The organism is Agathobacter rectalis ATCC 33656 (genome assembly GCF_000020605.1).
In the GTDB taxonomy this organism is placed as follows: domain Bacteria; phylum Bacillota; class Clostridia; order Lachnospirales; family Lachnospiraceae; genus Roseburia; species Roseburia rectalis.
In genome coordinates this window covers 2,493,301-2,516,367 of sequence record NC_012781.1, presented here as the reverse complement: position 1 = coordinate 2,516,367, position 23,067 = coordinate 2,493,301, and the positions used below count along the sequence as shown (strand labels likewise).

Below are 23,067 nucleotides of genomic sequence, written 5' to 3'. Positions count from 1 at the left end.
TGTAATATTAAAACGAATAGGAGATGGAAAATATGAGAAAAATAATCAAATGGGCATTATGTATATGCTTGTGTATATGTTTTGTATGCATAGGGCATAATTGTGTATATGCTGAAAATGAGGTTGAAGCAGGGGAAAAGCAAATTGTATATAAATGGCTTCGCTGGGAGGATAACTATTATTATTATTATGTAGATGAGAATAATAATAATAATTATATTGTAGGATGGAAGTGTATCGATGGGCATTGGTATTATTTTGATACTGATGGTAAGATGATATCTGGTTGGCGGCTAATTAATGGAAAAACATATTATTTTGGAACTGCTTCTGATGGAAAAATGAGACATGGCTGGCAAAAAATAAATGATACATGGTATTTTTTTGGTGGAACAGAAGATGGCAAAATGGCTACAGGATGGAATAATGTAGGAGGAAGCTGGTATTATTTTTCAAAAGACGGATCAATGAAATATGGTTGGCAGAAGATAAATGGGCGATGGTACTTCTTGGGGGATAAAAATGATGGCGTTATGAAAAGTGGTTGGTTAAAGAATAATACTAAATGGTACTATTTGTCATCGTGGAATGATGGTGCTATGAAATGTGGCTGGCAAAGAATCGGGGCGACATGGTATTTGTTTGCAACAGATGGACATATGCTATCTGGCTGGCAGAAAATAAATAATTCTTGGTACTATTTAGGCGGTAATAATGATGGTGCTATGAAATATGGTTGGAAATATATAAATTCAAACTGGTATTATTTCGGTGGTGTCAATGATGGAATTATGAAGTCAGGATGGCAATATATAGGCAATAAGTGGTATTATTTTTATAGGGAGAATGATTCCAAAGGTGGTACACATGGTGCTATGGCATCTAATAGAAATATAGATGGATATTATGTATCAAAAAATGGTGATTGGATTGATCCAAGTTGGCTTAATAGTTGCGCGCAAGGGTATTCAAGTTCCACAAAATACTTGATTTTAGTGGATCGATCTTCTTGTATGGTGGGAATATATCAAGGAAGTAAAAATAATTGGAAATTAAAATATTTCTGGCCTTGTGCTCCTGGAAAGGCATCTACACCTACTATATCAGGAGAGTATAATGTAGCTGGTAAAGGATACTATTTTGATTCAGGAAATTCTAGATGTTTTTATTATACGCAGTTTAAAGGCAACTATTTATTCCATAGCGTTTTATATAATAAAAATGGCACGCTTCAAGATGGACGTGTAGGTATACAATTATCTCATGGATGTGTAAGATTAGAGATTAATAATGCGAAGTGGATATATGATAATATTCCTAGGGGAACACATGTAGTTATTTATTAATTTATAAAGTTATAGTAAAAACAGACAGGTTATGGCTACCTGTCTGTTTGAGTATTGTGCGCCTAGCGGCGCACGTTTCTAACGGGTTAAAGTCCCGAATCCGCCAGGTAGTGGGAAGGATATAGCCGAAGGCAAGGGTGTCCATCGTGAGATGGAATCTGAAGGAAGCTGGATGTGAGGAATATACCAACTCACGGGCAAATCTCTGGTCTGACGAACAGAAATCTCATATGAGGTCATGCATGTGGGTAAGACAGCAACCCATGTTAAAGCCCAATAACTACACGGAATCATGCATGATAAATGAGGCAGATGGATGGAGAGGAAGAAACGTGTGGTACCTAGGGAGGTCTGTGCGGTATGCCTTGAAAGAGGTAACCATTGCATAAAGCAATGCTGAACGCATAGAAGTCAGCAGAGGTCATAGTAGCCGAGAGGTGAAGGACCGAATCAGTAGGAGTCTTGAGTATGACCGAGAAAGGAGGAATGACCGTCTATGGCAGAAAACATTGAAAACAATGGCTGTTCGCAAAGAGATAATGCGGAACATGAAGGGTATGTGAAAGCGTCTAGGTCATTCAATCGGATATGGAAAGAAAGAGACAGTGCACAGCCGAGACTTTTGGAAACGATACTGTATAAAGACAACTTTAACAGAGCGTATAAGAGAGTTAAGGCAAACAAGGGAGCGCCGGGAATTGATGGCATGACCATTGAAGAGGCTCTTCCATATCTAAAGGAACATCAACAAGAGATAACTGACCGCATTTATCGTGGAAAGTATACTCCGTCTCCAGTAAGACGAGTTGAAATTCCCAAACCAGATGGTGGTGTGCGAAAGCTTGGCATACCAACAGTGATAGACCGTACACTTCAACAGGCAATAACCCAACAGTTAGTGCCAATCTATGAACCGCTGTTTGCAGATGGTAGCTATGGCTATCGTCCGAACAGAAGTGCAAAAGATGCAATACTTAAGGTTAAGGAGTATGCAGAACAAGGCTATACATTCGCTGTAGTCCTTGACTTGTCAAAGTACTTCGATACTCTTAATCACGAAATTCTCATCAATCTTCTACGAAAGAATGTAAAAGATGAACGTGTAGTACAGTTGATAAAGCGCTATCTGAAAAGCGGTGTAATGGAAAACGGAGTGGTCATTGACACAGAGGAAGGCTCACCACAAGGTGGAAATCTATCACCATTGCTGGCAAACATCTACCTCAATGAGTTCGACCAGGAATACCTGAAAAGAGGTGTTCCATGCATAAGATATGCAGATGACATCGTGCTTCTTGCAAAGAGCAAGCGAGCATCAGAGAGACTCTTGGAAAGCAGTACAAAATATCTTGAGGAGAGGCTGAAACTTACAGTCAACCGAGAAAAGAGCCGTACAGTCAGCGTGTTTGCAATCCGAAATTTTAAATTCCTTGGCTTTGCATTGGGAAGGAACGGAAAAGGCATATATGTCCGAGTTCATCCGAAGTCATGGAAGAAGTTTAAGTCCAGACTGAAGCAGTTATCTTCCCGTAAGCGATGTCAGTCAATCAAGCCAAGCCTTGAGAAAATCAAAGTATATGCAAGAGGATGGCTTAACTACTACGGAATTGCAAGCATGAAGAACAACATAGATGATATCAACGGATGGCTCTATCACAGAATACGCATGTGCATATGGAAACAGTGGAAGAAACCTAGAACGAAATATAAAAATCTAGTCAAGCTGGGAATCCCAGAACACTATGCGGCAACAATAGCAAACAGTCGCAGAAAGTATTGGTATATCAGCAATAACAAAGCTGTGATTTGGGCGCTGAATAAAGAAAGACTGATAAACAGTGGCTTTTACGATTTAGCCACAGCCTATCAGTCTGTGCACGTCAACTATTGAAAGCGCCGTATACCGAACGGTACGTACGGTGCTGTGAGAGGACGGCGGTTAGTCACCGCCTCCTACTCGATTGTTGATAAATACAAATAGAATAAGGATTTATAAAATGAATAAAAAAAACGATAATGTCATAACATTTCTTCAGGTGGTAAGTGCATTTTCTGTAATTGCATTGCACACTAATTCCTGCTTTTGGAATTTTGATGCCAATGCAGGTTATTGGTTTTCAGCAAACATAATAGAGAGTGTATTCTATTTTGCAGTTCCGGTTTTCTTTATGATAAGTGGTATTACATTGATAGATTATCAGGAAAAATATAGTACAAAAGTATTTTTTCTTAAACGCGCAAAAAAAACACTTTTGCCATATATTATTTGGAGTTGTATAGGTGTTTTTTACAATCTACATGTAGGATATTTCAGTATTGATACATTAGGTATAAGAACAGTTTTAAATGGTATTCTTGGTGGAAGTGAAATAATTAGTGTATATTGGTTTTTCCCATGTCTGTTTTGTGTCTACCTTGCGATACCATTGTTTGCAGCTGTTGATAAGGAAAAAAAGAAGGAGATATATAGATATATCATTCTGATAGGGATTGTTTTAAATATATTAATTCCATTTATTAATAATGTGTTTCAACTGCAAATGGAATGGTCATATACTATTTCGGTGGCATCGGGATATATTTTGTGGGTTGTTATTGGGTATGTCATATATAAATATCCTATGAAAACATTTTATAAAGTTTTTATTGGAGTAGCCGGAATTATAGGGCTTTTTATGCATATATGTGGTACGTATATATTAACTATAAGAGATGGTTCGGTCAATCAGACGTTTAAAGGGTATAATAATTTACCATGTATAATGTATTCCTGTGGCATATTTATTTTATTGTGCTTTATAGGAAAGAAATTTATGAAATATAAGGTAAGTCAAGCGATTGTAGGTGCAATTGGAAAATACACATTTCCGATATATTTAATGCATTGGTTTATATTAGATTATGTTGTCAGACATTTTGATGTTGATACAACATCGCTGCTTTGGAGATTAGGAGCACCTATACCAATTGGGCTAGTTATTGTCGGAATTACATGGATAATTAGAAAGATTCCGATATTAAGGCAAATTGTACCTTAATCGTATGAAGAATATGAAAGAGAGAAGATTATGGAACAGACTAAAAATAATGGAAAAGAGATATTATATGGGATAGCATTGGCTATAATATTAATTACATCACTGATACCACAGACTGCTATCTACACAAGAAATGAGAATGCGTTACTTGGCATTATCACAAACTCAATACAGGCATTGGGCTATTTATTATGTTTAGTGAAAATTGTATTGTCAAGAAAAGAATATTCTATAAATGAAATAATATTCTTTTGTATTTTGTTTGCAGTTTTTTTAATCAGTGGATTTAATATTCAGCATAAATTTTTCTTTTTGACAGCGATATTGTTGATATCAACTGTGGGGGCAGACGCTGTGTCTATATCAAAAATTTCTTTGTGCATACAGAGTGTAATTTTATTTGTGGTTGTATTTTTGTCACAGATTGGTTTATTGGAAGATAAGATTTTTAATCCGGAGACAAGAAGCCGACATATATTGGGATTTAACTGGATAACAGTAGCTCCCATATTATTTTTCTTTATTTGTCTTTTGTATATTTATATTAGATCTGAGAAATTTAAATGGTATGAAGCCATTGTATTAGAACTTATTAATTATTATTTTTATCATATGACAAATACCAGAATGACATTTTTACTGTGTAGTGTTGTTATTATATTTTTCACAGTACAAAGTCTGTGGAAGGGGTTCTTTGGTTATCTGAAAAAGTTGAATTGGGTATATTTTATAATTCCAATCGTACTGGTTATTGTTTCTATTGTTGCTGCTTATTTTTATAATCCGGACAATTCCATATTTTTAAAGGCAAATTCGATTCTCTCAGGGAGATTGCAATTGGGGCATGATGCACTTCATTATTATAAATTTCCATTATTTGGACAGGTTATAATATGGAATGGTTTTGGATTATTAAATGATGGGATAGTCGATAATTATAATTATGTAGATTGTTCCTATCTGCAGATAGGAATGTGGTACGGTGCTTTTGTGCTGATATTGCTTATTGCTATATATATGTATGGTATATATAAGTCGATAAAGGCAAATAATTATTGGGCTGTGTTTGTTTTTTTATTTGTTCTCGTTCATAGTATGACAGAGCCACATCTTATAAATGTGGCTGTCAATGCGATAGTATTGCTACCACTATCTGATATAAGAACAATTGAAGATAATTAATGAGTTTTAAATTTGGATAAAAGATTATTTTTTACTTCTGTTATAAATTGTTCTTTTAATAATAAAAGAACAATTCCATATACTGGAAAGAATATAATAGCTGATATTGCAAGGGTAAAGAATACATGTAATGATGTGTTCTTTACCCAGCAAGAACAAAGAAGCCCGGCAATAACAGCGATTACTATTTTGTATACTTGAAAAGTTTTGAACATTTCTCTTATATCACTATCAATAAGTATAAATTGAACAATAAATACTGCAAATTCAGCTACCAGAGTTCCAATGGCGGCACCGGCTGACTGGAATTGAGGAATCAGTATTGCGTTTAATATCAGGTCTACCAATGCCCCGACAATAGTTGAATAAAGAACATAACGTTCCTTACCTAATGGAATAAGAATCTGTATTCCAAGAATGTTGGTGAGTCCTATAAAGAGTAAAGTAGGCATTATTATCTGCATTGGAATGGTTGATGGTACGAATTTGGTACCTGAAAGGAAAAAAATACATTCTTTTGCAAATACAATAAAGTATACTATCATTGGCAATGAAATAATAAATATGAAGTTAAGTGCTTTAGAGCTTATTTTTTTGAATTCGGATGTAAAACCATTCTCAATGTAATATGAAGCTCTTGGAAGCAATACTGTTCCTAGGGATGTAACAACAGCTACAAGTAAGGCTTTTATCTTTACTGCGGCATTATAATAGCCAACATCGGTATTTGTAGCCATAAATCCAAGCATGACTGTATCCAGATTGGTATAAATAGTTGAGGCACATGTCATGGCAAAGAGTATGAATAGTGGTTTTAGATGTTTTCTGAAATGATAGTGTCCAAGAGGTTTAAAAGTTATATATTTTCGTGCTTCGATAAAATTACAGATATTTGATGCAGATGCAGCAAATACACTTATTCCACCATAGATTATATAATCTGATTGACTTTTTACCAATAAAAACATTCCTATTAAGGCAATAAATTTGAAAATAAGAGATCTTATCGTAATGTACGTGTATTTTTCCAATGCTTTGTATAGCCATTCCATTCCAATCAGATTGAAGAAAAGAGTGGATGAAACGAGTATATATAATGGCTTTTCAGATGCTATCTTAGGAATGGTAATAATTGTTATTCCAAGAATTACATACGTTATTATGGTGGAAATGGTACAGATAATTGACAGTTCCTGTACGGTACGTGATAGTTTTAGCCTGTCATCTCTGTATTTGGCGCATATTTTTACTCCGTATGTAGGCAGACCTAACTGGGCAAAATAACTGAAATAGGTTATAAATGATGTTGCAAGGTTGACTTTACCCCAGGCTTCAGGCTGCAAAACTCTAGATACATAAGGGAAAGTTATGAGTGGAAAGATAATGGATGAGAGCGTAAGTATTATATTCATTAAGAAATTAAGTTTAAGTGATGCCTGTTTTTTCAAATTGATTCTCCTTATAATTCTTAAGATTTGTATAATATAATAACACAGGTTTGCGGATATTGCTATTATTTGTTATAATACTAATAGCTATGTAAAGATTTTAATGAGGTAATACAAGAGCATGAATGCAAAGATTATAATTGCAACTCACAAAAAATATTGGATGCCAAAGGATGAGATGTATCTTCCGCTTCATGTTGGAGCAGAAGGAAAGTTTGATGCATCAGGAAAACCTTTGGACTTAGGATATACAAAAGATAATACAGGTGAAAATATTTCTGAGAAAAATTCATATTTCTGTGAACTGACAGGGTTATATTGGGCATGGAAGAATCTGGATGAAGATTATATTGGTTTGGTGCATTATCGCCGATATTTTTCAATGCATAGAAGGTCTTCATTTGAGAATGTTTTGACATATGAAGAGCTTAGGCCTTATCTGGGAAGGATAAGATTATTTGTGCCTAAGAAGAGGAATTATTTTATTGAGACACTGTATAGCCATTATGAGCATACACATTATATAGAGCAATTGGATTTGACAAGGACAATAATTAAAGAAAAATATCCACAGTATATTAGCGCTTTTGATATAGTTGTGAACAGGAAATCTGCCTATATGTTTAATATGGCAATAATGGATAAGAGACTATTAAATGAGTATTGTACCTGGCTGTTTGATATTTTATTTGAGCTTGAAAACAGAATAGATATGCCTGATCTTAATGCATTTCAGAGTAGATTTTACGGAAGAATTTCAGAAATTATATTTAATGTATGGCTTGAATATAAAATTGAGAACAAGAGTCTTTCAAAGTATAAGATAATGGAACTAAATTGCATTCACCTGGAAAAAATTAACTGGTATAAAAAGGGTAAAGCCTTTTTAAAAGCAAAATTTTGTGGTGAAAAATATCAGGGGAGTTTTTGATGAGTATATATATTGTTACACACAAGATATTTGATATTCCAAAGGAAAACGGATACATTCCGATACAGGTTGGTGCCATTAGAGGGCATGTTTTGCCCAAAGGTGCATATTTTGATGATGATGGAGACAATATTTCCGATAAAAATAAGAATTATTGTGAGCTTACAGGAATATACTGGCTATGGAAACATGTAAAAGATGATTATATAGGAATAGTTCATTATAGAAGATATTTTTCAAGGCATTATAATGGAAGGCTGCTTAGTAAAAGCGACATTGAAAAGCAGTTGAAAAAACATGATATGATACTTCCTTTTATAAGACATTTGGATAAAACTGTTATTGAGCAGTACTGTGAATCCGGATATAAGAAGGATTTATTTATTACGGGAGAAGTGATAAAAGAAAAATACCCGGAGTATTATGACGAGTTTGAAAAGTTTATAAATGGTAAAGATGTTTATTTTGGAAATATGTTTATAACAAGTAAGACTATTTATGATGATATGTGCCGATGGATGTTTGATATATTGTTTGAGGTGGAACGCAGAGTCGATGTATCGGAATATTCAGAATATTTTTCAAGAATATATGGCTTTATATCAGAGAGACTATTATATGTGTATGTGAGTCACAATAAGCTTGATATTTTTGAAACAGGTGTTGTAAATACAGAGGAAAAGTGGAGTTTTAAGAAACGTTTTTTGACAGGGATTAAGCGTGTGATAAATTATTATTTAAAAGGATGACTATGGATTTGTCAGAGAAAATAGAAAAAAAAGAACTTATATGTCTGGCAGGAATATTTATATTTGTTTTCGCTATGCTTATGGATCATACATATGTTGTTGCAATGGATGATGCTGCTACATTGAGAAGTATTGGAACATATAGTAAATATCTGGCATATTTTCTTTTATGTATAAAAATATTATGGGATCAGTATGATAATAGGAATATAATATCTGCTATAGCATATATGGGGATATTTGTGATAGCTGCTTTATTTGCCGGAGAATTTAATTTTTGCTTATTCTTTCTGATATATGTTGCAACAATAGGCTGTGATGGCAAACGTATAATTTCAGTTAGTATATTTGCTCAGGCTATTATCTTAATTGGATCAATTGTAGCTGCTTTAACCGGTTATGTACCTAATTATGATTTTTCGGAACTTACCAGAAAGCGTATGGGCATGGGATTTGCGTGGTGTACAACAGCACCTATAGTCTTTTACTTTATAGCACTTGGGTATATATATATCAGGGGAAGAAAATTTAAATGGTACGAAGCTGTTATGTTGGAGGTAATAAACTATCTGATTTATACTCAGACGAATACACGCATGACTTTTTACGTTTCTACAATTTTTCTCTTGTTTTTTGCAATTCAAAGTTTATGGGATAATCCGTGGAGAATAATGCATGTGTTTAAATGGTTGTGGATTATGATGCCGTTTATATGTGCTTTGATTTCAATAGGCACAACAATAATGTTTGATGAGGATTCTACAATATGGCTTAAAGCGAACGCATTTTTAAGCGGACGATTAAACTTGGGATTTGATGCTATTAAAGAATATGGATTTACATTATTTGGACAGCCTATAGAGTGGGTTGGATCCAGTACATTAAACACATCTTTATATGGATACAATTATGTTGACTGTTCTTATTTACAGATTGCTTTAAGTTATGGAATTATAGCTTTGATAGCAATTTTAACTATATATTCTATAGCTATATATAGGGCATGTATAGCGGATGACTATTGGCTGGTATTTGTTTTGATATTTGTTTTAATACATTCATTGACCGAGCCGAGGTTATATAATTTTGCGTTTAATACATTGTCTTTTGTTGCATTTGCTAAAATTAATTGTGATAGAAATAAGGAACGTGGAAGAAATGATATCATTTATAATTCCGGCGCATAACGCGACGGCATATTTAAAAAGGGCTATTGAAAGCATAGAAAGTGATGCGAATGCGTGCGGGGGACAAAAAAAGATAGAGATAATTATCGTGGAGAATGGATCTACAGATGATACTTATTTATTGGCTGAAGATATGGCTTCTTTATATAGCAATATTACAGCTGTGAGATCACAAAAGGGTGTTTCAGCAGCTAGAAATAAAGGAATTGATATAGCAAAAGGAGAATGGATTTTCTTCCTGGATGCAGATGATTTTATTTTAAAGGGATCTATAGCTAAGCTTTTGCATGATGCCGATAGGATGGCTCCTGACTGGATATTGTATGGTCACGTAAATGGCTCAAGAAAGATACAGCTTGCAGGAACAGAAAAAACATATAATGCAGATGATATAGAAAGGTGCCGTGCGGAATTTATTTCTAATCCAACCAGATATTTGCAAGTATGGGCTAAATTATTCAAGAGAGATATTATAATTGAAAATAATATAAGATTTGATCAGGAATTAAGGCTGGCAGAGGACAGCGATTTTTCTATCAGATACAGTGCATTCTGCAAATGTATATCAGTTAGTGACAATATAGTATATAATTATTCTATTGACAATAATTCTACGGTTAGAAGTGTTAATGATGATAAGATTAATGATTATATATTTTCTATGGAAAGGACTGTGTGTTGGATAGAACACGAAAGCAAAACAGTTAAAGAGGCATTTTCAAAATATATATTAATGCATTTTAATATTGCTATGGTCAGGGGAGTTTATGATAAAAATATTAAAAAGAATGCAAAAGAAAAGATAGGGATACTGAAGGATACCATATCAAGAAAAATCTTTAGTGATTCATTAAGAAATATTAAATTCAAAGAATGCAGCTCGTTGAGGATGATTCCGATATTTTTAATAAAGATTAAGTGTTATAGATTGGCAGGAGTAGTATATTCAATAAGAGCAAAACAAAATGCAAAGGAAAGTAATAATGTATAGAGTTTTAGTGTTTGGAATGACAGAAAATCCGGGTGGAGTGGAGAGTTTTTTGATGAATTATTATAGGAATATAGACAAATCAAAAATCCAGTTTGATTTTCTGTGTAATTCACATGCACCTGTTGCATATGAAGATGAACTTATAGGTATGGGAGCGAGAACATACCATATTACAGCGAGAAGTACAGATTATCGAAAGTATAAAGCAGAATTGGAAGATCTGTTTAGAACTAAAAGTAAAGAATGGGATGCTATATGGGTCAATGTAAGCAGTCTTGCAAACATTGACTATCTGAAAATGGCTAAGAAGTATGGGATTAGGAAAAGAATTATACACAGTCATAATTCAAGAAATATGGATAGCAAACTTAGAGGATTTCTTCATAAAATAAATCGTCTGGTAATTAAAAAGTATGCGACCGATTTTTGGGCATGTGCACCGGATGCAGCTCAATGGTTTTATACAAATAAGTTGATGGAACAGGTAATAATAATCCACAATGCTATAGATGTGGAAAAATTTGCATATGATGAAGAAAAGCGTAAGAAGTATAGAAAACAAATAGGATGTACCGATGAATATCTGATTGGAAATATTGGTAGATTCCATTTTCAGAAAAATCAAATGTTTCTTTTGGATGTGTTTGCTGAGATATTAAAGATTGATTCTAAATGTGCACTTGTTCTTATTGGGCAGGGGGAAGATGAAGAGAAGCTAAAAAAGAAGGCTGTAGATTTAAATATATCAGAAAAGGTTTATTTTGTTGGAATCCAAAAAGATATTCCTGGATGGCTTAGTGCTATGGATTTATTTTTATTTCCATCGGTATTTGAAGGCTTAAGTGTAGTAGCGCTTGAAGCTCAGGCAAACGGAGTTACGGTTTTGGCTTCTAAAGGTGTTATTACAGAAGAGTTGAGAATGAATGATAATTTTATGTTCTTTTCGCTTGATAAATCTCCTTATGATTGGGGAGTTGAGGCTTTGGCTATGAAACAATATGTCAGACCGGGTAACGAATATATAAAGCAGAATTTTAAACTAAAAGGCTATGATATTCAGAATGAAGTGAAAAAAATAGAAGACAGGTGGTTAAAAGATGAAAAAACAATATATTAAGGCTGTTGATGTAATAGCAGAGGTTTTGCGGAAATGGTATATACTTGTTATATGCGTTATTTTGATGGCAGTGGCAGTGCCGAATTTTAAATATAATAATGATAAGAAGCTGGCAGAAAGTAACAAAAAACTGATAGAACAAATGAAAGAGAAAGATGATGCGGCAGATGACCCTGATAATGATATTGATTATCCGGACGAATACTATCAGGTTCAAAATCAGATAGATGAGTGGAAATCTTATCTTGAAAAATCAGCGTTTATGAAACTCGATCCTTATAATATGGTGGCGGTAAGACTGACATATGAGATTGATGACTATAATGTTGCACTTCCTGCTTACATTGCATATATAAATAAAAAATCAATGGCACAAGATATTGGGAATACTCTTGAAAATTATACAACAGTAGATATACAGGATTTAGTGAGTTGTGAGATATTAGGATCTACAGAAGATTCTAAAATTTTATCTGTGAATATATATGCTTCAAATAAAGATGAGGGTGATACTATTTCATCTGCGGTTAAGAAAGCGATATCTGATTATGGAGAAATAAAGGGATTGTCCATGCCTAATTTGATGGATGAGGTCTGTTATGGGGGCATGTTTACAGGAGTGTATGATACACAGGCAGCTAATGAGAGCCGTACATCAGCTCTTGTGACTAAAAGAGATTCTTATGTGCCGAAAAAAACTGATACTACGGAAGCTTCATCCCAGACATCTGATGCTACTGTTGATATTAGCAAATTGGTTACAGAGGCACATTTTAATAAAGCCTATATATTTATAGGAGCTTTCCTTGGAGTGATACTTGCTGTAGTAATCAATATAATAATAATTTGTGTCAGTGATAAGATTAGAAATGATTCAGCAATCAATGAAAGTTTCGGATTGGACTATTTTGGCCGCATTAATAAGGATAAAATATCAAAGTGGAGCAAATTTGTGGATAGACTGTGTTATAGAAGATATTCACAGGAAAATATATTGGTTTCTGCACTTAGGATTGCCAAAATATGTGACAATACAGATGTTAAGAAAATATATTTGACGGGTCATATATCAAATGCGGATGAAAACATTAAAGTACTGGTTGACGAACTAAAAAAACAAGAGATAGAAGCTGTATGGATTGATTCTTTTTCACAGGATACGGATTCTTTGAAATGTATAATAGAAAATGGTAATGTAGTGTTTATAAATGAATTGAGAAAGGCTTATTTTGGAGACGTAGTACAGGATATTACAGTCGCAAATGAACAAAATATCAGTATTTTAGGATATGTGACAGTAGGAGCTTAAATAAATTTGAATTATTTAGCATAATAACCGATTTAATAATAATATTAAGGAAGTCTTAACAGTCTTAAGACAAAGGATATGGTATAATCTCCCTAGCAAATTGTTAGGGAGATTTTTTATGGATTTATATTCATTTGGTTTTTTGTTATTTTTAATTATATTATTTATTTCTTATTATACAATATTTAAGAATATGCAGTGGATATGCCTTCTAATATTCAGTATAGCATTCTATGCTTTTTCGGGCATATATAATCTTATATATATTTTGCTAACAGCGACTACTGTATATTATGGAACTGTTTTGATGCAGCAGATGGCTGGAAACTTCCAAAAAGTTAGCAGTAATAAGAACCTGGATAGAGTTAGTAGAAAGAAAATAAAAGCTTCTATTGAAAAAAAACGCAGAATTGTATTTTGGACGGTTATTATTATTAATTTTGGAATGCTTGCGCTGCTTAAATATTGTAATCCATTTAAAGGCGGTCTATTGATTCCTCTCGGAATTTCTTTTTATATATTTACAGCGATTGGGTATCTCATAGATATTTATTTTGAAAAATATGATACAGAATTCAATTTTTTTAAATTTTTACTATTTATATCATTTTTTCCACAACTGATTCAAGGACCAATAAACAGATATGACAAGATGAAGAATCAGTTATATGCTAATAGAGTTGTTGATTGGAATAGGTGTAAGCGGGCATTGGTTATTATCCTTTTTGGTATGTTGAAAAAGTACGCAGTGGCAAATCTTTTGGTGGATACAATATCTCAGATACTCGATAATCCTACAGAAGATACTCCAGGAGCTGCAATAGTGATAGGAATTTTATTGTACTCTGCACAACAATATGCTGATTTCTCGGGTGGAATTGACATGGTTATGGGAATCGCAGAATTATTTGGAATTAAAATGATGCCAAATTTCCGACAACCGTATTTTTCTGTCTCACTTGGTGATTTTTGGAGGAGGTGGCATATTTCTCTTGGAGCATGGATGAGGGATTATGTATTTTATCCCTTGGCTATCACAAAGCCAATGCAAAAAGTGGGCAAATGGGCAAAAAGACACTTGAATGTTCATTTGGGCAGAGTTCTTCCGGCTTCAATTGCCAATATTGTAGTATTTTTTCTTGTCGGCTTATGGCATGGTGCTCAGTGGCATTTTATATTATGGGGATTATATAACGGAATAGTTATTGCGTTTAGCGATATTTGTTCTCCGATATTTGAAAGGGTAAACCATATATTTAGTATCAAACCTGAAAGTAAGTCTTTGCATTTGTTTAGGATATTAAGGACTTTTTGTGTTGTTAATATAGGATGGTATTTTGATAGGATATACGATATTAAAGATTGTCTTATGTGTATGAAAAATACTGTTTTTAGTTTCCGATTGGAAAAACTTGGAAGCTGTATGAAGCCGATATTGGATATTGTGTCTAGAAAAGCCTTTATTATAGCTGCTATATCATTAATTATAGTGTTTATAGACAGTGTCATCAAAGAAAATGGTCGAGATACTATAGAGTTACTGGACAAGTGTCCGGCTATTATAAGATGGGGTGTGTACTATGTTGTGATTTTTCTTGTGCTATGTTCATTTAGCTTTGCTATAGGTGCTGGAGGATTTATGTATGCAAATTATTAAAAAAATTATACCTGTTATGTTTATTGCAATTTTTTTGGCGTTAAACACTATTTTGAATTATATTTTGGTCAATGCAAATGGGGCCAGTGAGGTCATGTGGAAAGACTTTAGAAATGAAAAAACGATTGACACTGTTTATCTTGGTTCTTCATTTTCTCAGGTTACATTCAATCCATATATTATAGATGAAAAACTGGGGTGGAAATCTTTCAATATGGGGACTCCGGCGCAGCCTCTGGATCAATCATATGTTGCTCTTCAAAATGCAATAAAAGAAAAAAAAATAAAAAGAGCTGTTTTAGCTTATGGTATTCCGACAATGGAAGATACACAGAACGATAATGCGAGAATAACATTTGCACATGCAATGAAATATGGATGTAGTTGGAAACAAAAGGTAAAAATGGATTGGGATTTTATTACGGATAAAGAGAATATTAATACAGAGTCATCTATTAATTACTTATTTCCATGGATTTCAAACAGTATTGAATGGACTAAAACGGCTATTGAAAATAATATTAAATTAAAAAAACATAATAATGATGCAACTGAAAATATGAAGACTACAGAATGGTATGCCTCATATATAGGAAAAGGCTATGCACCTATACTAACAGGTGGATTTGATTATAAAAATGCAATTACAGATAATACAAAAGCTAATTATAATTGCATTATTTCTGAAACTGCTTACTGTAAATTGGAGAAAATATGCAGGTTATGTAAGGATAATGAGGTTGAATTTATTATCGTTAATACACCTAAGGCTCCGTATGATATTTCAATGTATGGGGCAGATGAATATTTTGCTATAAACTCAAGAATTGAGGAGATATGCACCAAGTATGGTTTTTCATATTATGATTTTAATCTTATTAAACCGCAAATATTTCAGATATGTCCTGAGTATTTAAATAATTATGAACATCTTAGTAAAGCGGGGTCAGAAGCTTTTTGTAATGCATTCTCCAATTTTATCAGATTACATGATTCGGGAGAATGCATGACAAATTATTTTTATAATGAAGAAGAGTATTTGGACTCAGTAAAAGATATTGTTCAATGTATTAAGGAATAAGTTCTTTTAACATTTCATCTTTTAATACAATGAGCATAAGTAAATAAACAGCACATCCGGAAATAACCAGGATGACCGTGCCTACAAAGTTTATTGGCAGATAATTATCCTCCAGCAAAAGAAATATTAGCATAGTTAAAGAGGCAATAATATATTTATGTGATGATTTTAATACAGATTTGAGGTCTATTTCATTACGAACAAAATAAAATTGCATTATTGTTATAAGTAATTCTGATAGCACTGAAGCCACTGCAGCACCATATGAATAAAATTTAGGTATTAGAATTAAATTCATAATGAAATTTGCTATAGCGCCTATACAAACAGATCGCGTGAGGAGATATTCACGTTTTGTTGTGATAAGATATTGAACACCGGTTACATTACTTAATCCTACTATGATAAGCAGAACGGATTGTATCATAAGTATATAAGGGACTTTATCGTACCCATGACCGAAGAACCATGGACAGAAGTTTCTTGAAACACCAATTAATCCACAGCACATAGGACATCCTATAAGCCATATAAAACGATAGCTTTTATAAAGCAGTTTTTTTACTTCGTTGGTTTTACCTTCACTGAAGCATTTTCCTATACGTGGCAGCATGACAGTACCGAGGGCGGTTACAACCGATAAGGCAACCTTATATATTTTGAATGCTTGTTCGTAGTAGCCATTTTCGATAGGTGAGCCGGTAATTTCATTGAGCATTGTTTTATCAAGATTGATATAGATGGTAGATGCTATTGTTGGTATAAATAGTGCTATTGTTGGTTTAAGGTGCCTTATAGGATGTAATTGTTTAAAATTTGGTCGATTTATATATTGCGGAACGTAAAACCATATTGAGAGATTGGACGCTAGTTCGAGCAAACATAAGCCACCTACGTAAATTAAAAGGTCATTTGGACTCTTAACGAAAATAAAAATAAACAGTATATTCAGTATCTTAAATACGACATTTCTGCTAACTATTTTACCGAATTCTTCCATTCCCTGAAGCAACCAAGATATGTCTGTTGCAACAGTAATGATAGTAAAAGCCTGTACAAGAAATAAGCTTGTATATTTATGGTTTATAAATAGTATAAAAAATGAGTATGCTGCCAGACAGCATAATACACTTCCGATACTTAAAAACTCTATTTCCCAGAAAACGATTGAGCGATTTTGACGATCATTTTGTAGGTAGGATATTTCCCTGTTGCCATAATTGATGGTGCCAAGGGCTGCAAACATGACAAAATATGTAACGATAGATGCGGTATAGCTGTATATACCTATGCCTTCGACCTTAAGCACTCGCGAAAGATACGGGGCTGTAATCAGAGGCGTGATTAGTGTAAGTATTTGGTAGCTTACATTGTATATGTAGTTTAATTTTATGCTTTTTGTTTTTTTTATTTTCTTTTTCATATAGATATCATATCACATATTGACTTATTTTGGCTATGCAGTTATTATATAAAAATCGCAAATTAACATTACTATCAACTTACACGTATATAATCCGACAGGATAATAAGTACTGTCACATAGGTGGAAATATGGATAATATTATAATACGAAACAGGAAAGAGGAGTTTAAGGAGCTTGTTTTATACACGGTTTTTGGGAATATGACCTTTGTAATAAGCATAGGCTCGTATGCCATTTTTAATGTATTTTTTGGAATCAATGAGCTGATTGCAAATGCACTGGCGTGGGTATTTGCGGTACTTTTCTCATATGTTACCAACAAGAAGTGGGTGTTTAAGGTTGCAACACCGACAAAGACGGCATTTTTTGTACAGATGTTTGCTTTTTTTAGTGGCAGATTTATTACGCTTGTCATGGAAGAGACTATTATCTTTGTTTTTATAACACTTTTAGCGTATCCAAGTATGTGGGTGAAGCTGGCGGCACAGGTAGTGGTTGTTGTACTAAATTATGTGATAAGCAAGCTGTTTGTATTTAAGAATCATTAGAATATGAATATTTAATAAAATAATAAGAACTATAATTAATGTGGTATGATATAATGAATATATATTTTGTTTGAATTATATTTTAATATATTTTATGAGAAGTTGATTTATAAGGGCGATAAAAGCTGTAAATATTTTGCAGTGTGGGGTAAAAGGAGAAAGTCCTATATGAAAAATAAGAATTTTAACATAAATAGTAACACTAATGATGGCAGTAAAGTCAACGATAACAACACTAATCATAAAGGTGTAACAAAATATGACGGCCCTGAAAAACCTGATGCTTATATGGGAAATGACAGACAGTGGGTTGTGAGAGCTTTTTTGCTGGCATTTATAGATGTATGTATTATGGCGGTGTCATTTTTCTTTGCTTTAATGATAAGATTTGAGTTCGCGTATTCACATATTCCGGATTTATATCTTGCAGGTTATATAAAGATAGTGCCTGTTTTTGTGGCAATTGCTTTGGCTGTGTTTTATATTTTCAGGCTGTACCACAGTATATGGCGCTTTGCGAGCATCAACGAGTTTATGCATATTATTGGTGCCTTTCTGGTGCTTGCGGTTGTGAGCGTTACTATTCATGAGGTGTATGAGATTAAGATGCCGTATGCTTTCTGGATTATCGGACTGATGCTCAGCTTTGCACTTTGTACAGCATGCCGTTTTGCGTACAGATTTATCAGGACAGGTCAGAAGATGCTTGAGCAGAGAGGCTCCGCAAACGGTGATGAGAAGGTCATGATTATAGGAGCCGGAAATGCGGGAAGGATGCTTATCAGGGAGCTTATCATGAGCTCACATCTGCACACAAAGGCCTGCTGCATCATAGATGACAATCCGGCGAAGCTGGGGCGCTTTATAGATGGCGTGCCTATTGTCGGCAACAGAAATGACATTCCAGAGATGGTTGAGAAGTATGATATCACGAAAATTGTGTATGCTGTACCTTCTACATCCGGTAAGGACAGGAAGGATATACTCAATATTTGTAAGGATACCGGCTGTGATGTGTCTGTGGTTCCGGGAATCTATCAGATGGTGGACGGAAGAGTGTCGGTTTCCAATCTGCGTCCGGTAAGCATTGAGGATTTGCTGGGCAGAGATCCGGTTGTTGTGGATAATGACGGTATTCATTCATTTTTACAGGGCAAGGTGGTCATGGTTACAGGTGGCGGTGGCTCAATAGGTAGTGAGCTTTGCCGTCAGATAGCCAGGGAGGATCCGAAGCTTCTTATCATTTTTGATATTTACGAGAATAATGCATACGATATACAGCAGGAGCTGAAGCGCAAATATCCTTATGTAAGGGTGGAGACGCTGATTGGCTCGGTGCGCAATACTAACAGGCTGCACTATGTATTCCAGACATATCATCCGGAGATTATTTATCATGCGGCAGCACATAAGCATGTACCGCTGATGGAGGAAAGCCCGAATGAGGCAATAAAGAACAATGTGCTTGGCACATTAAAGCTCTCAAGGATTGCAGCAGAGTACCATGTGAAGAAGTTCGTGCTTATATCTACGGATAAGGCGGTTAATCCAACCAATATCATGGGTGCATCAAAGCGTCTGTGTGAGATGGTTATACAGATGATGAACAGGCAGACTGAGACTGATTTTGTCGCTGTGCGTTTTGGAAACGTGCTTGGCAGCAATGGTAGTGTTATCCCGCTGTTTAAGAAGCAGATAGAGGATGGCGGTCCTGTTACTGTGACGGACAAGCGTATTATCAGGTATTTTATGACAATTCCGGAGGCTGTGGCGCTTGTGCTGCAGGCAGGGCTCTATGCTCACGGAGGCGAGATTTTCGTGCTCGACATGGGCGAGCCGGTCAAGATTGATGATATGGCTAGGAACCTTATCAGGCTTTCAGGACTGGAGCCGGATGTGGATATTCAGATTGTATACACAGGCCTGCGTCCGGGCGAGAAGCTCTACGAGGAGATGCTGATGAGCGAGGAGGGTCTCAAGGAGACTCCGAACAAGCTGATTCATGTGGGTGAGCCTATTGAGATGGATGATGAGCTCTTTGAGAAGCAGCTTGAGATGCTCGAGAAGGCATGCACCTCAGAAGCAAAGGATATCAAGCAGATAGTGGCCTCTGTGGTAAAGACATATCATCCTGACCTGGAAAACTAAATATCTTTTGAAGTGCATAATATAGACTGTAAAAGCCGGATGTTTGGCATATTTTATGCCGGAAGCGAGGAACATAACTATGGAAAAGAGACAGATTTCATTTTCACCACCTGATATAACAGAGGCAGAGGTGTCAGCTGTTGCTGATGCACTGCGAAGCGGTTGGATTACAACAGGTCCAAGAACCAAGGAGTTTGAGAAGAGGATTGCTAAGCTATGCGGCACGGATAAGGCTGTAGCTCTTGGCTCTGCTACTGCGTGTCTTGAGTTGATACTCAGATTCCTGGGAATAGGTGCAGGTGATGAGGTCATCACAAGCGCATACACATATACTGCATCTGCAAGCCCTGCTGTGCATGTAGGTGCAGCACTTAAGTTTATAGACGTAGCACCTGATTCATTTGAGATGGATTACGATGCCCTGGAAGCTGCTATTACAGAAAAGACAAAGGTTATCGTGCCGGTTGATATTGCAGGTGTGCCTTGCGACTATGACAGGATTTTTGATATTGTGGAGAGAAAGAAGGCTCTTTTTCATCCGTCAAATGATGTGCAGAGGGCAATCGGACGTGTGATTGTGGCGGCTGACTCAGCTCATGCTTTTGGTGCTTCTTACATGAGAGCAGGTGAGCGGATTATGTGTGGCAATGTAGCTGATTTTACAAGCTTTTCATTCCATGCGGTCAAGAATCTGACCACAGCAGAGGGAGGAGCACTCACATGGAGACCTATAGAGGGCTTTGATGATGAGTATATCTACAAGCAGTTTATGCTGCTTTCACTCCACGGACAGACAAAGGATGCATTCCATAAGAATGGTCTGGGCAACTGGGAGTATGATATTGTGGCTCCTTCGTATAAGTGCAATATGACTGATATCCAGGCTGCTATTGGTCTGGTACAGCTTGACAGATATGAGGGACTTCTCAAGAGGCGCCGTGATATTATAGAGCGCTATGACGAGGCATTTAAGCCGCTTGGTCTCTTGACTGTGCCTCATTTTACAGACAGGCATACATCGAGCGGACATCTGTATCTGCTTCGCATACCGGGCATCGGCGTGGATAGGCGTAATGCGCTTATAGTGCAGATGGCGGAGCGAGGTATCGCCACAAATGTGCATTACAAGCCGCTTCCGATGATGACAGCATATAAGAATATGGGCTTTGACATAGCTGATTTTCCAAATGCTTATCATCAGTATGAGAATGAAATTACACTTCCTCTCAACACAAAGCTTAGCGATGAGGATGTGGAGTATATAATTAATAATTTATTGGAGATTTTACATGAGTAGATGGAGAACATGGGGAGAGATTCCTACATTCATGAAAAATGATTTTACACTTAAATATTACAGGCATCTGAGCAGAAAGAGGACAAGCATGGTATTCAAACGCATTTTTGATGTGATTATGTCCGCTGTTTTTCTTGTGCTGCTTTCGCCTGTTATACTGGTCCTTGCTGTCTGGATAAAGGTGGATAGCAGAGGACCTGTTTTTTTCAGACAGGAGCGTATCACGCAGTATGGCAGGAAGTTTCGCATATTCAAGTTCAGAACTATGGTGAATGATGCTGACAAAAAGGGTTCACTCGTGACTGTCGGTGGGGATTCAAGAATCACAAGAGTCGGTGCTGTCATCAGAAAGTACAGGCTTGATGAGATTCCGCAGCTTATAAATGTGCTATGTGGTGATATGAGCTTTGTTGGCACAAGACCTGAGGTGGAGAAGTATGTCATGGCATATACACCAGCGATGATGGCGACGCTTCTGATGCCTGCCGGAATCACCAGTGAGGCAAGCATCAGGTACAAGGATGAGGACAGGCTTCTTGAGACTTCTGATGATGTGGATTACACATATATACACAAGGTGCTGCCGGGCAAGATGAGGTACAATCTTAAGTATCTTAAGAGATTTTCACTGATAAATGATATCAGACTGTGCATAGAGACTGTGCTTGCGGTAATACATTAGTTTACTTGTCTGGGAGGATGATACTTATGAATAAAGTCAAATTTTCAGTCTTACTGTCAATTTATTACAAGGAAAAGCCTGAGTATTTCAGTGAGTGTATGGAAAGCATATATTCACAGACTGTTTTACCGGATGAGATAGTGCTGGTGGAGGATGGCCGGCTGACAGATGAGCTTTATGAGGCAATCAGTGAGTATGAATGCAGGCCTTCGGAAATAAGTTTTGTTACGGTAAAGCTTGAAAAAAACAGCGGGCTCGGTCTTGCGCTTGCTGAAGGCATAAAGCATTGCTCTAATGAGCTTGTGGCCAGAATGGATACGGATGATATATGTGTGCCTGACCGGTTTGAGAGACAGCTGAATGCTTTTAATCAAAATAAAAATTTGGATGTTGTGGGAGGCTATATTGCAGAGTTTGATGTTGACAAGGAGCATATCACTGCAGAGAGAAAAGTGCCTCTAAACCATAAAGAAATTGTAAGTTATCAAAGGAAACGTGATGGATTAAATCATGTAAGTGTTATGTTTAAAAGACGGTCAGTATTGGAATCCGGAAACTACAAGAGCTGTCTTTTAATGGAAGATTCATTACTTTGGGCCAATATGATAAAGAATCATTGTCACATGGCAAACTTGGATAAAGTATTGGTTTATGTAAGGACTGGAGAAGATATGCTAAAGAGGCGCGGAGGCTTTGATTATTTCCTTAAGTATAGGGAAGGACGGAAAACAATTCTGAGGACAGGTACTATTAGTAAATCAGATTATTTTATCACGGTTGCGGCACAGTTTGTTGTCTGTATGATGCCACTTTGGATGAGGAGCCTGGTGTTTAAAAAAATATTAAGGAACTAAAACTTTTCAAATGCACGTTAATGTGGTAAAATCGGTATAGTTAACATTAATAGGCTTATTACTAGCTGACACAGGA

At 35.5% G+C, this 23,067-nt stretch carries 19 protein-coding genes; 17 read left to right on the top strand and 2 right to left on the bottom strand.

Going from position 1 to position 23,067, the window contains the following annotated elements; genetic code table 11:
* Positions 1–32: 32 nt before the first annotated feature.
* The 4 genes from EUBREC_RS11865 to EUBREC_RS11845 all read left to right on the top strand — a co-directional run bounded on the left by EUBREC_RS11865 (position 33) and on the right by EUBREC_RS11845 (position 5,566).
* Positions 33–1,346 (top strand): L,D-transpeptidase family protein, encoded by a 1,314-nt coding sequence (locus EUBREC_RS11865; RefSeq protein WP_049757239.1) that lies wholly within the window; start codon positions 33–35, stop codon positions 1,344–1,346.
* A gap of 496 nt (positions 1,347–1,842) precedes the next feature.
* Complete coding sequence (gene ltrA / locus EUBREC_RS11855; RefSeq protein WP_012743451.1) at positions 1,843–3,237, top strand: group II intron reverse transcriptase/maturase; 1,395 nt, start codon at positions 1,843–1,845, stop codon at positions 3,235–3,237.
* Positions 3,238–3,343: 106 nt separating this feature from the next.
* On the top strand, positions 3,344–4,384 hold the full coding sequence (locus EUBREC_RS11850) for an acyltransferase (protein ID WP_012743450.1): 1,041 nt from the start codon (positions 3,344–3,346) through the stop codon (positions 4,382–4,384).
* Positions 4,385–4,414: 30 nt separating this feature from the next.
* A complete protein-coding gene (locus EUBREC_RS11845; RefSeq protein WP_012743449.1) occupies positions 4,415–5,566 on the top strand; it encodes a hypothetical protein in 1,152 nt (383 codons plus the stop codon).
* Here EUBREC_RS11845 and EUBREC_RS11840 read toward each other — a convergent pair.
* Positions 5,563–7,014: a flippase gene (locus tag EUBREC_RS11840; protein WP_041254183.1), complete on the bottom strand. Its 1,452-nt coding sequence runs from the start codon at positions 7,012–7,014 to the stop codon at positions 5,563–5,565. The genes EUBREC_RS11845 and EUBREC_RS11840 overlap by 4 nt on opposite strands.
* Positions 7,015–7,135: 121 nt before the next feature.
* Here EUBREC_RS11840 and EUBREC_RS11835 point away from each other — a divergent pair, with 121 nt between their 5' ends.
* The 8 genes from EUBREC_RS11835 to EUBREC_RS11800 all read left to right on the top strand — a co-directional run bounded on the left by EUBREC_RS11835 (position 7,136) and on the right by EUBREC_RS11800 (position 16,036).
* Positions 7,136–7,945, top strand: a complete 810-nt coding sequence (locus EUBREC_RS11835; RefSeq protein ID WP_012743447.1) for a DUF4422 domain-containing protein — start codon at positions 7,136–7,138, stop codon at positions 7,943–7,945.
* Positions 7,945–8,694, top strand: coding sequence for a DUF4422 domain-containing protein (locus EUBREC_RS11830; protein WP_012743446.1), 750 nt, complete (start codon positions 7,945–7,947; stop codon positions 8,692–8,694). The genes EUBREC_RS11835 and EUBREC_RS11830 overlap by 1 nt, the downstream gene beginning before the upstream one ends.
* An 8-nt stretch (positions 8,695–8,702) precedes the next feature.
* Positions 8,703–9,881: a hypothetical protein gene (locus tag EUBREC_RS11825; protein ID WP_148207808.1), complete on the top strand. Its 1,179-nt coding sequence runs from the start codon at positions 8,703–8,705 to the stop codon at positions 9,879–9,881.
* A complete protein-coding gene (locus tag EUBREC_RS11820; RefSeq protein ID WP_012743444.1) occupies positions 9,853–10,872 on the top strand; it encodes a glycosyltransferase family 2 protein in 1,020 nt (339 codons plus the stop codon). The genes EUBREC_RS11825 and EUBREC_RS11820 overlap by 29 nt, the downstream gene beginning before the upstream one ends.
* Positions 10,865–11,989, top strand: coding sequence for a glycosyltransferase family 1 protein (locus EUBREC_RS11815; RefSeq protein ID WP_041254635.1), 1,125 nt, complete (start codon positions 10,865–10,867; stop codon positions 11,987–11,989). The genes EUBREC_RS11820 and EUBREC_RS11815 overlap by 8 nt, the downstream gene beginning before the upstream one ends.
* Positions 11,970–13,298, top strand: a complete 1,329-nt coding sequence (locus EUBREC_RS11810) for a hypothetical protein (protein WP_012743442.1) — start codon at positions 11,970–11,972, stop codon at positions 13,296–13,298. Before EUBREC_RS11815 ends, EUBREC_RS11810 begins: the two co-directional genes overlap by 20 nt.
* 118 nt (positions 13,299–13,416) lie before the next feature.
* Positions 13,417–14,955 (top strand): MBOAT family O-acyltransferase, encoded by a 1,539-nt coding sequence (locus EUBREC_RS11805; protein ID WP_012743441.1) that lies wholly within the window; start codon positions 13,417–13,419, stop codon positions 14,953–14,955.
* On the top strand, positions 14,942–16,036 hold the full coding sequence (locus EUBREC_RS11800; RefSeq protein WP_012743440.1) for a hypothetical protein: 1,095 nt from the start codon (positions 14,942–14,944) through the stop codon (positions 16,034–16,036). The genes EUBREC_RS11805 and EUBREC_RS11800 overlap by 14 nt, the downstream gene beginning before the upstream one ends.
* On the opposite strand, the gene EUBREC_RS11795 is transcribed toward EUBREC_RS11800, so the two are convergent.
* The gene (locus tag EUBREC_RS11795; RefSeq protein ID WP_012743439.1) at positions 16,026–17,459 is read right to left on the bottom strand and encodes a flippase; all 1,434 of its coding nucleotides are present in this window, start codon (positions 17,457–17,459) and stop codon (positions 16,026–16,028) included. The genes EUBREC_RS11800 and EUBREC_RS11795 overlap by 11 nt on opposite strands.
* Before the next feature lie 131 nt (positions 17,460–17,590).
* On the opposite strand from EUBREC_RS11795, the gene EUBREC_RS11790 reads away from it, so the two are divergent.
* The 5 genes from EUBREC_RS11790 (at position 17,591) to EUBREC_RS11770 (ending at position 22,991) form a co-directional block, all read left to right on the top strand.
* Entirely contained in the window at positions 17,591–18,010 is a 420-nt protein-coding gene (locus EUBREC_RS11790) for a GtrA family protein (protein ID WP_012743438.1), read from the top strand.
* A 288-nt stretch (positions 18,011–18,298) separates the two neighbouring features.
* Positions 18,299–20,158 carry a polysaccharide biosynthesis protein gene (locus EUBREC_RS11785; RefSeq protein WP_041254634.1) on the top strand — a complete coding sequence of 620 codons (1,860 nt, stop codon included), beginning with the start codon at positions 18,299–18,301 and terminating at the stop codon, positions 20,156–20,158.
* 79 nt (positions 20,159–20,237) lie between these two features.
* A complete protein-coding gene (locus tag EUBREC_RS11780; protein WP_041254180.1) occupies positions 20,238–21,455 on the top strand; it encodes a DegT/DnrJ/EryC1/StrS family aminotransferase in 1,218 nt (405 codons plus the stop codon).
* Complete coding sequence (locus EUBREC_RS11775; RefSeq protein WP_012743435.1) at positions 21,448–22,137, top strand: sugar transferase; 690 nt, start codon at positions 21,448–21,450, stop codon at positions 22,135–22,137. The genes EUBREC_RS11780 and EUBREC_RS11775 overlap by 8 nt, the downstream gene beginning before the upstream one ends.
* 26 nt (positions 22,138–22,163) lie before the next feature.
* The gene (locus tag EUBREC_RS11770; RefSeq protein ID WP_041254178.1) at positions 22,164–22,991 is read left to right on the top strand and encodes a glycosyltransferase; all 828 of its coding nucleotides are present in this window, start codon (positions 22,164–22,166) and stop codon (positions 22,989–22,991) included.
* The last annotated feature ends 76 nt before the right edge of the window (positions 22,992–23,067 follow it).

Excerpts from the sequence above, each read along its gene's own strand:
- EUBREC_RS11865 (WP_049757239.1), top strand. The coding sequence starts at position 33 with ATGAGAAAAATAATCAAATGGGCATTATGTATATGCTTGTGTATATGT.
- ltrA (WP_012743451.1), top strand. The coding sequence starts at position 1,843 with ATGGCAGAAAACATTGAAAACAATGGCTGTTCGCAAAGAGATAATGCG.
- EUBREC_RS11850 (WP_012743450.1), top strand. The coding sequence starts at position 3,344 with ATGAATAAAAAAAACGATAATGTCATAACATTTCTTCAGGTGGTAAGT.
- EUBREC_RS11845 (WP_012743449.1), top strand. The coding sequence starts at position 4,415 with ATGGAACAGACTAAAAATAATGGAAAAGAGATATTATATGGGATAGCA.
- EUBREC_RS11835 (WP_012743447.1), top strand. The coding sequence starts at position 7,136 with ATGAATGCAAAGATTATAATTGCAACTCACAAAAAATATTGGATGCCA.
- EUBREC_RS11830 (WP_012743446.1), top strand. The coding sequence starts at position 7,945 with ATGAGTATATATATTGTTACACACAAGATATTTGATATTCCAAAGGAA.
- EUBREC_RS11820 (WP_012743444.1), top strand. The coding sequence starts at position 9,853 with ATGATATCATTTATAATTCCGGCGCATAACGCGACGGCATATTTAAAA.
- EUBREC_RS11815 (WP_041254635.1), top strand. The coding sequence starts at position 10,865 with ATGTATAGAGTTTTAGTGTTTGGAATGACAGAAAATCCGGGTGGAGTG.
- EUBREC_RS11810 (WP_012743442.1), top strand. The coding sequence starts at position 11,970 with ATGAAAAAACAATATATTAAGGCTGTTGATGTAATAGCAGAGGTTTTG.
- EUBREC_RS11805 (WP_012743441.1), top strand. The coding sequence starts at position 13,417 with ATGGATTTATATTCATTTGGTTTTTTGTTATTTTTAATTATATTATTT.
- EUBREC_RS11800 (WP_012743440.1), top strand. The coding sequence starts at position 14,942 with ATGCAAATTATTAAAAAAATTATACCTGTTATGTTTATTGCAATTTTT.
- EUBREC_RS11795 (WP_012743439.1), bottom strand. The coding sequence starts at position 17,459 with ATGAAAAAGAAAATAAAAAAAACAAAAAGCATAAAATTAAACTACATA.
- EUBREC_RS11790 (WP_012743438.1), top strand. The coding sequence starts at position 17,591 with ATGGATAATATTATAATACGAAACAGGAAAGAGGAGTTTAAGGAGCTT.
- EUBREC_RS11785 (WP_041254634.1), top strand. The coding sequence starts at position 18,299 with ATGGGAAATGACAGACAGTGGGTTGTGAGAGCTTTTTTGCTGGCATTT.
- EUBREC_RS11780 (WP_041254180.1), top strand. The coding sequence starts at position 20,238 with ATGGAAAAGAGACAGATTTCATTTTCACCACCTGATATAACAGAGGCA.
- EUBREC_RS11775 (WP_012743435.1), top strand. The coding sequence starts at position 21,448 with ATGAGTAGATGGAGAACATGGGGAGAGATTCCTACATTCATGAAAAAT.
- EUBREC_RS11770 (WP_041254178.1), top strand. The coding sequence starts at position 22,164 with ATGAATAAAGTCAAATTTTCAGTCTTACTGTCAATTTATTACAAGGAA.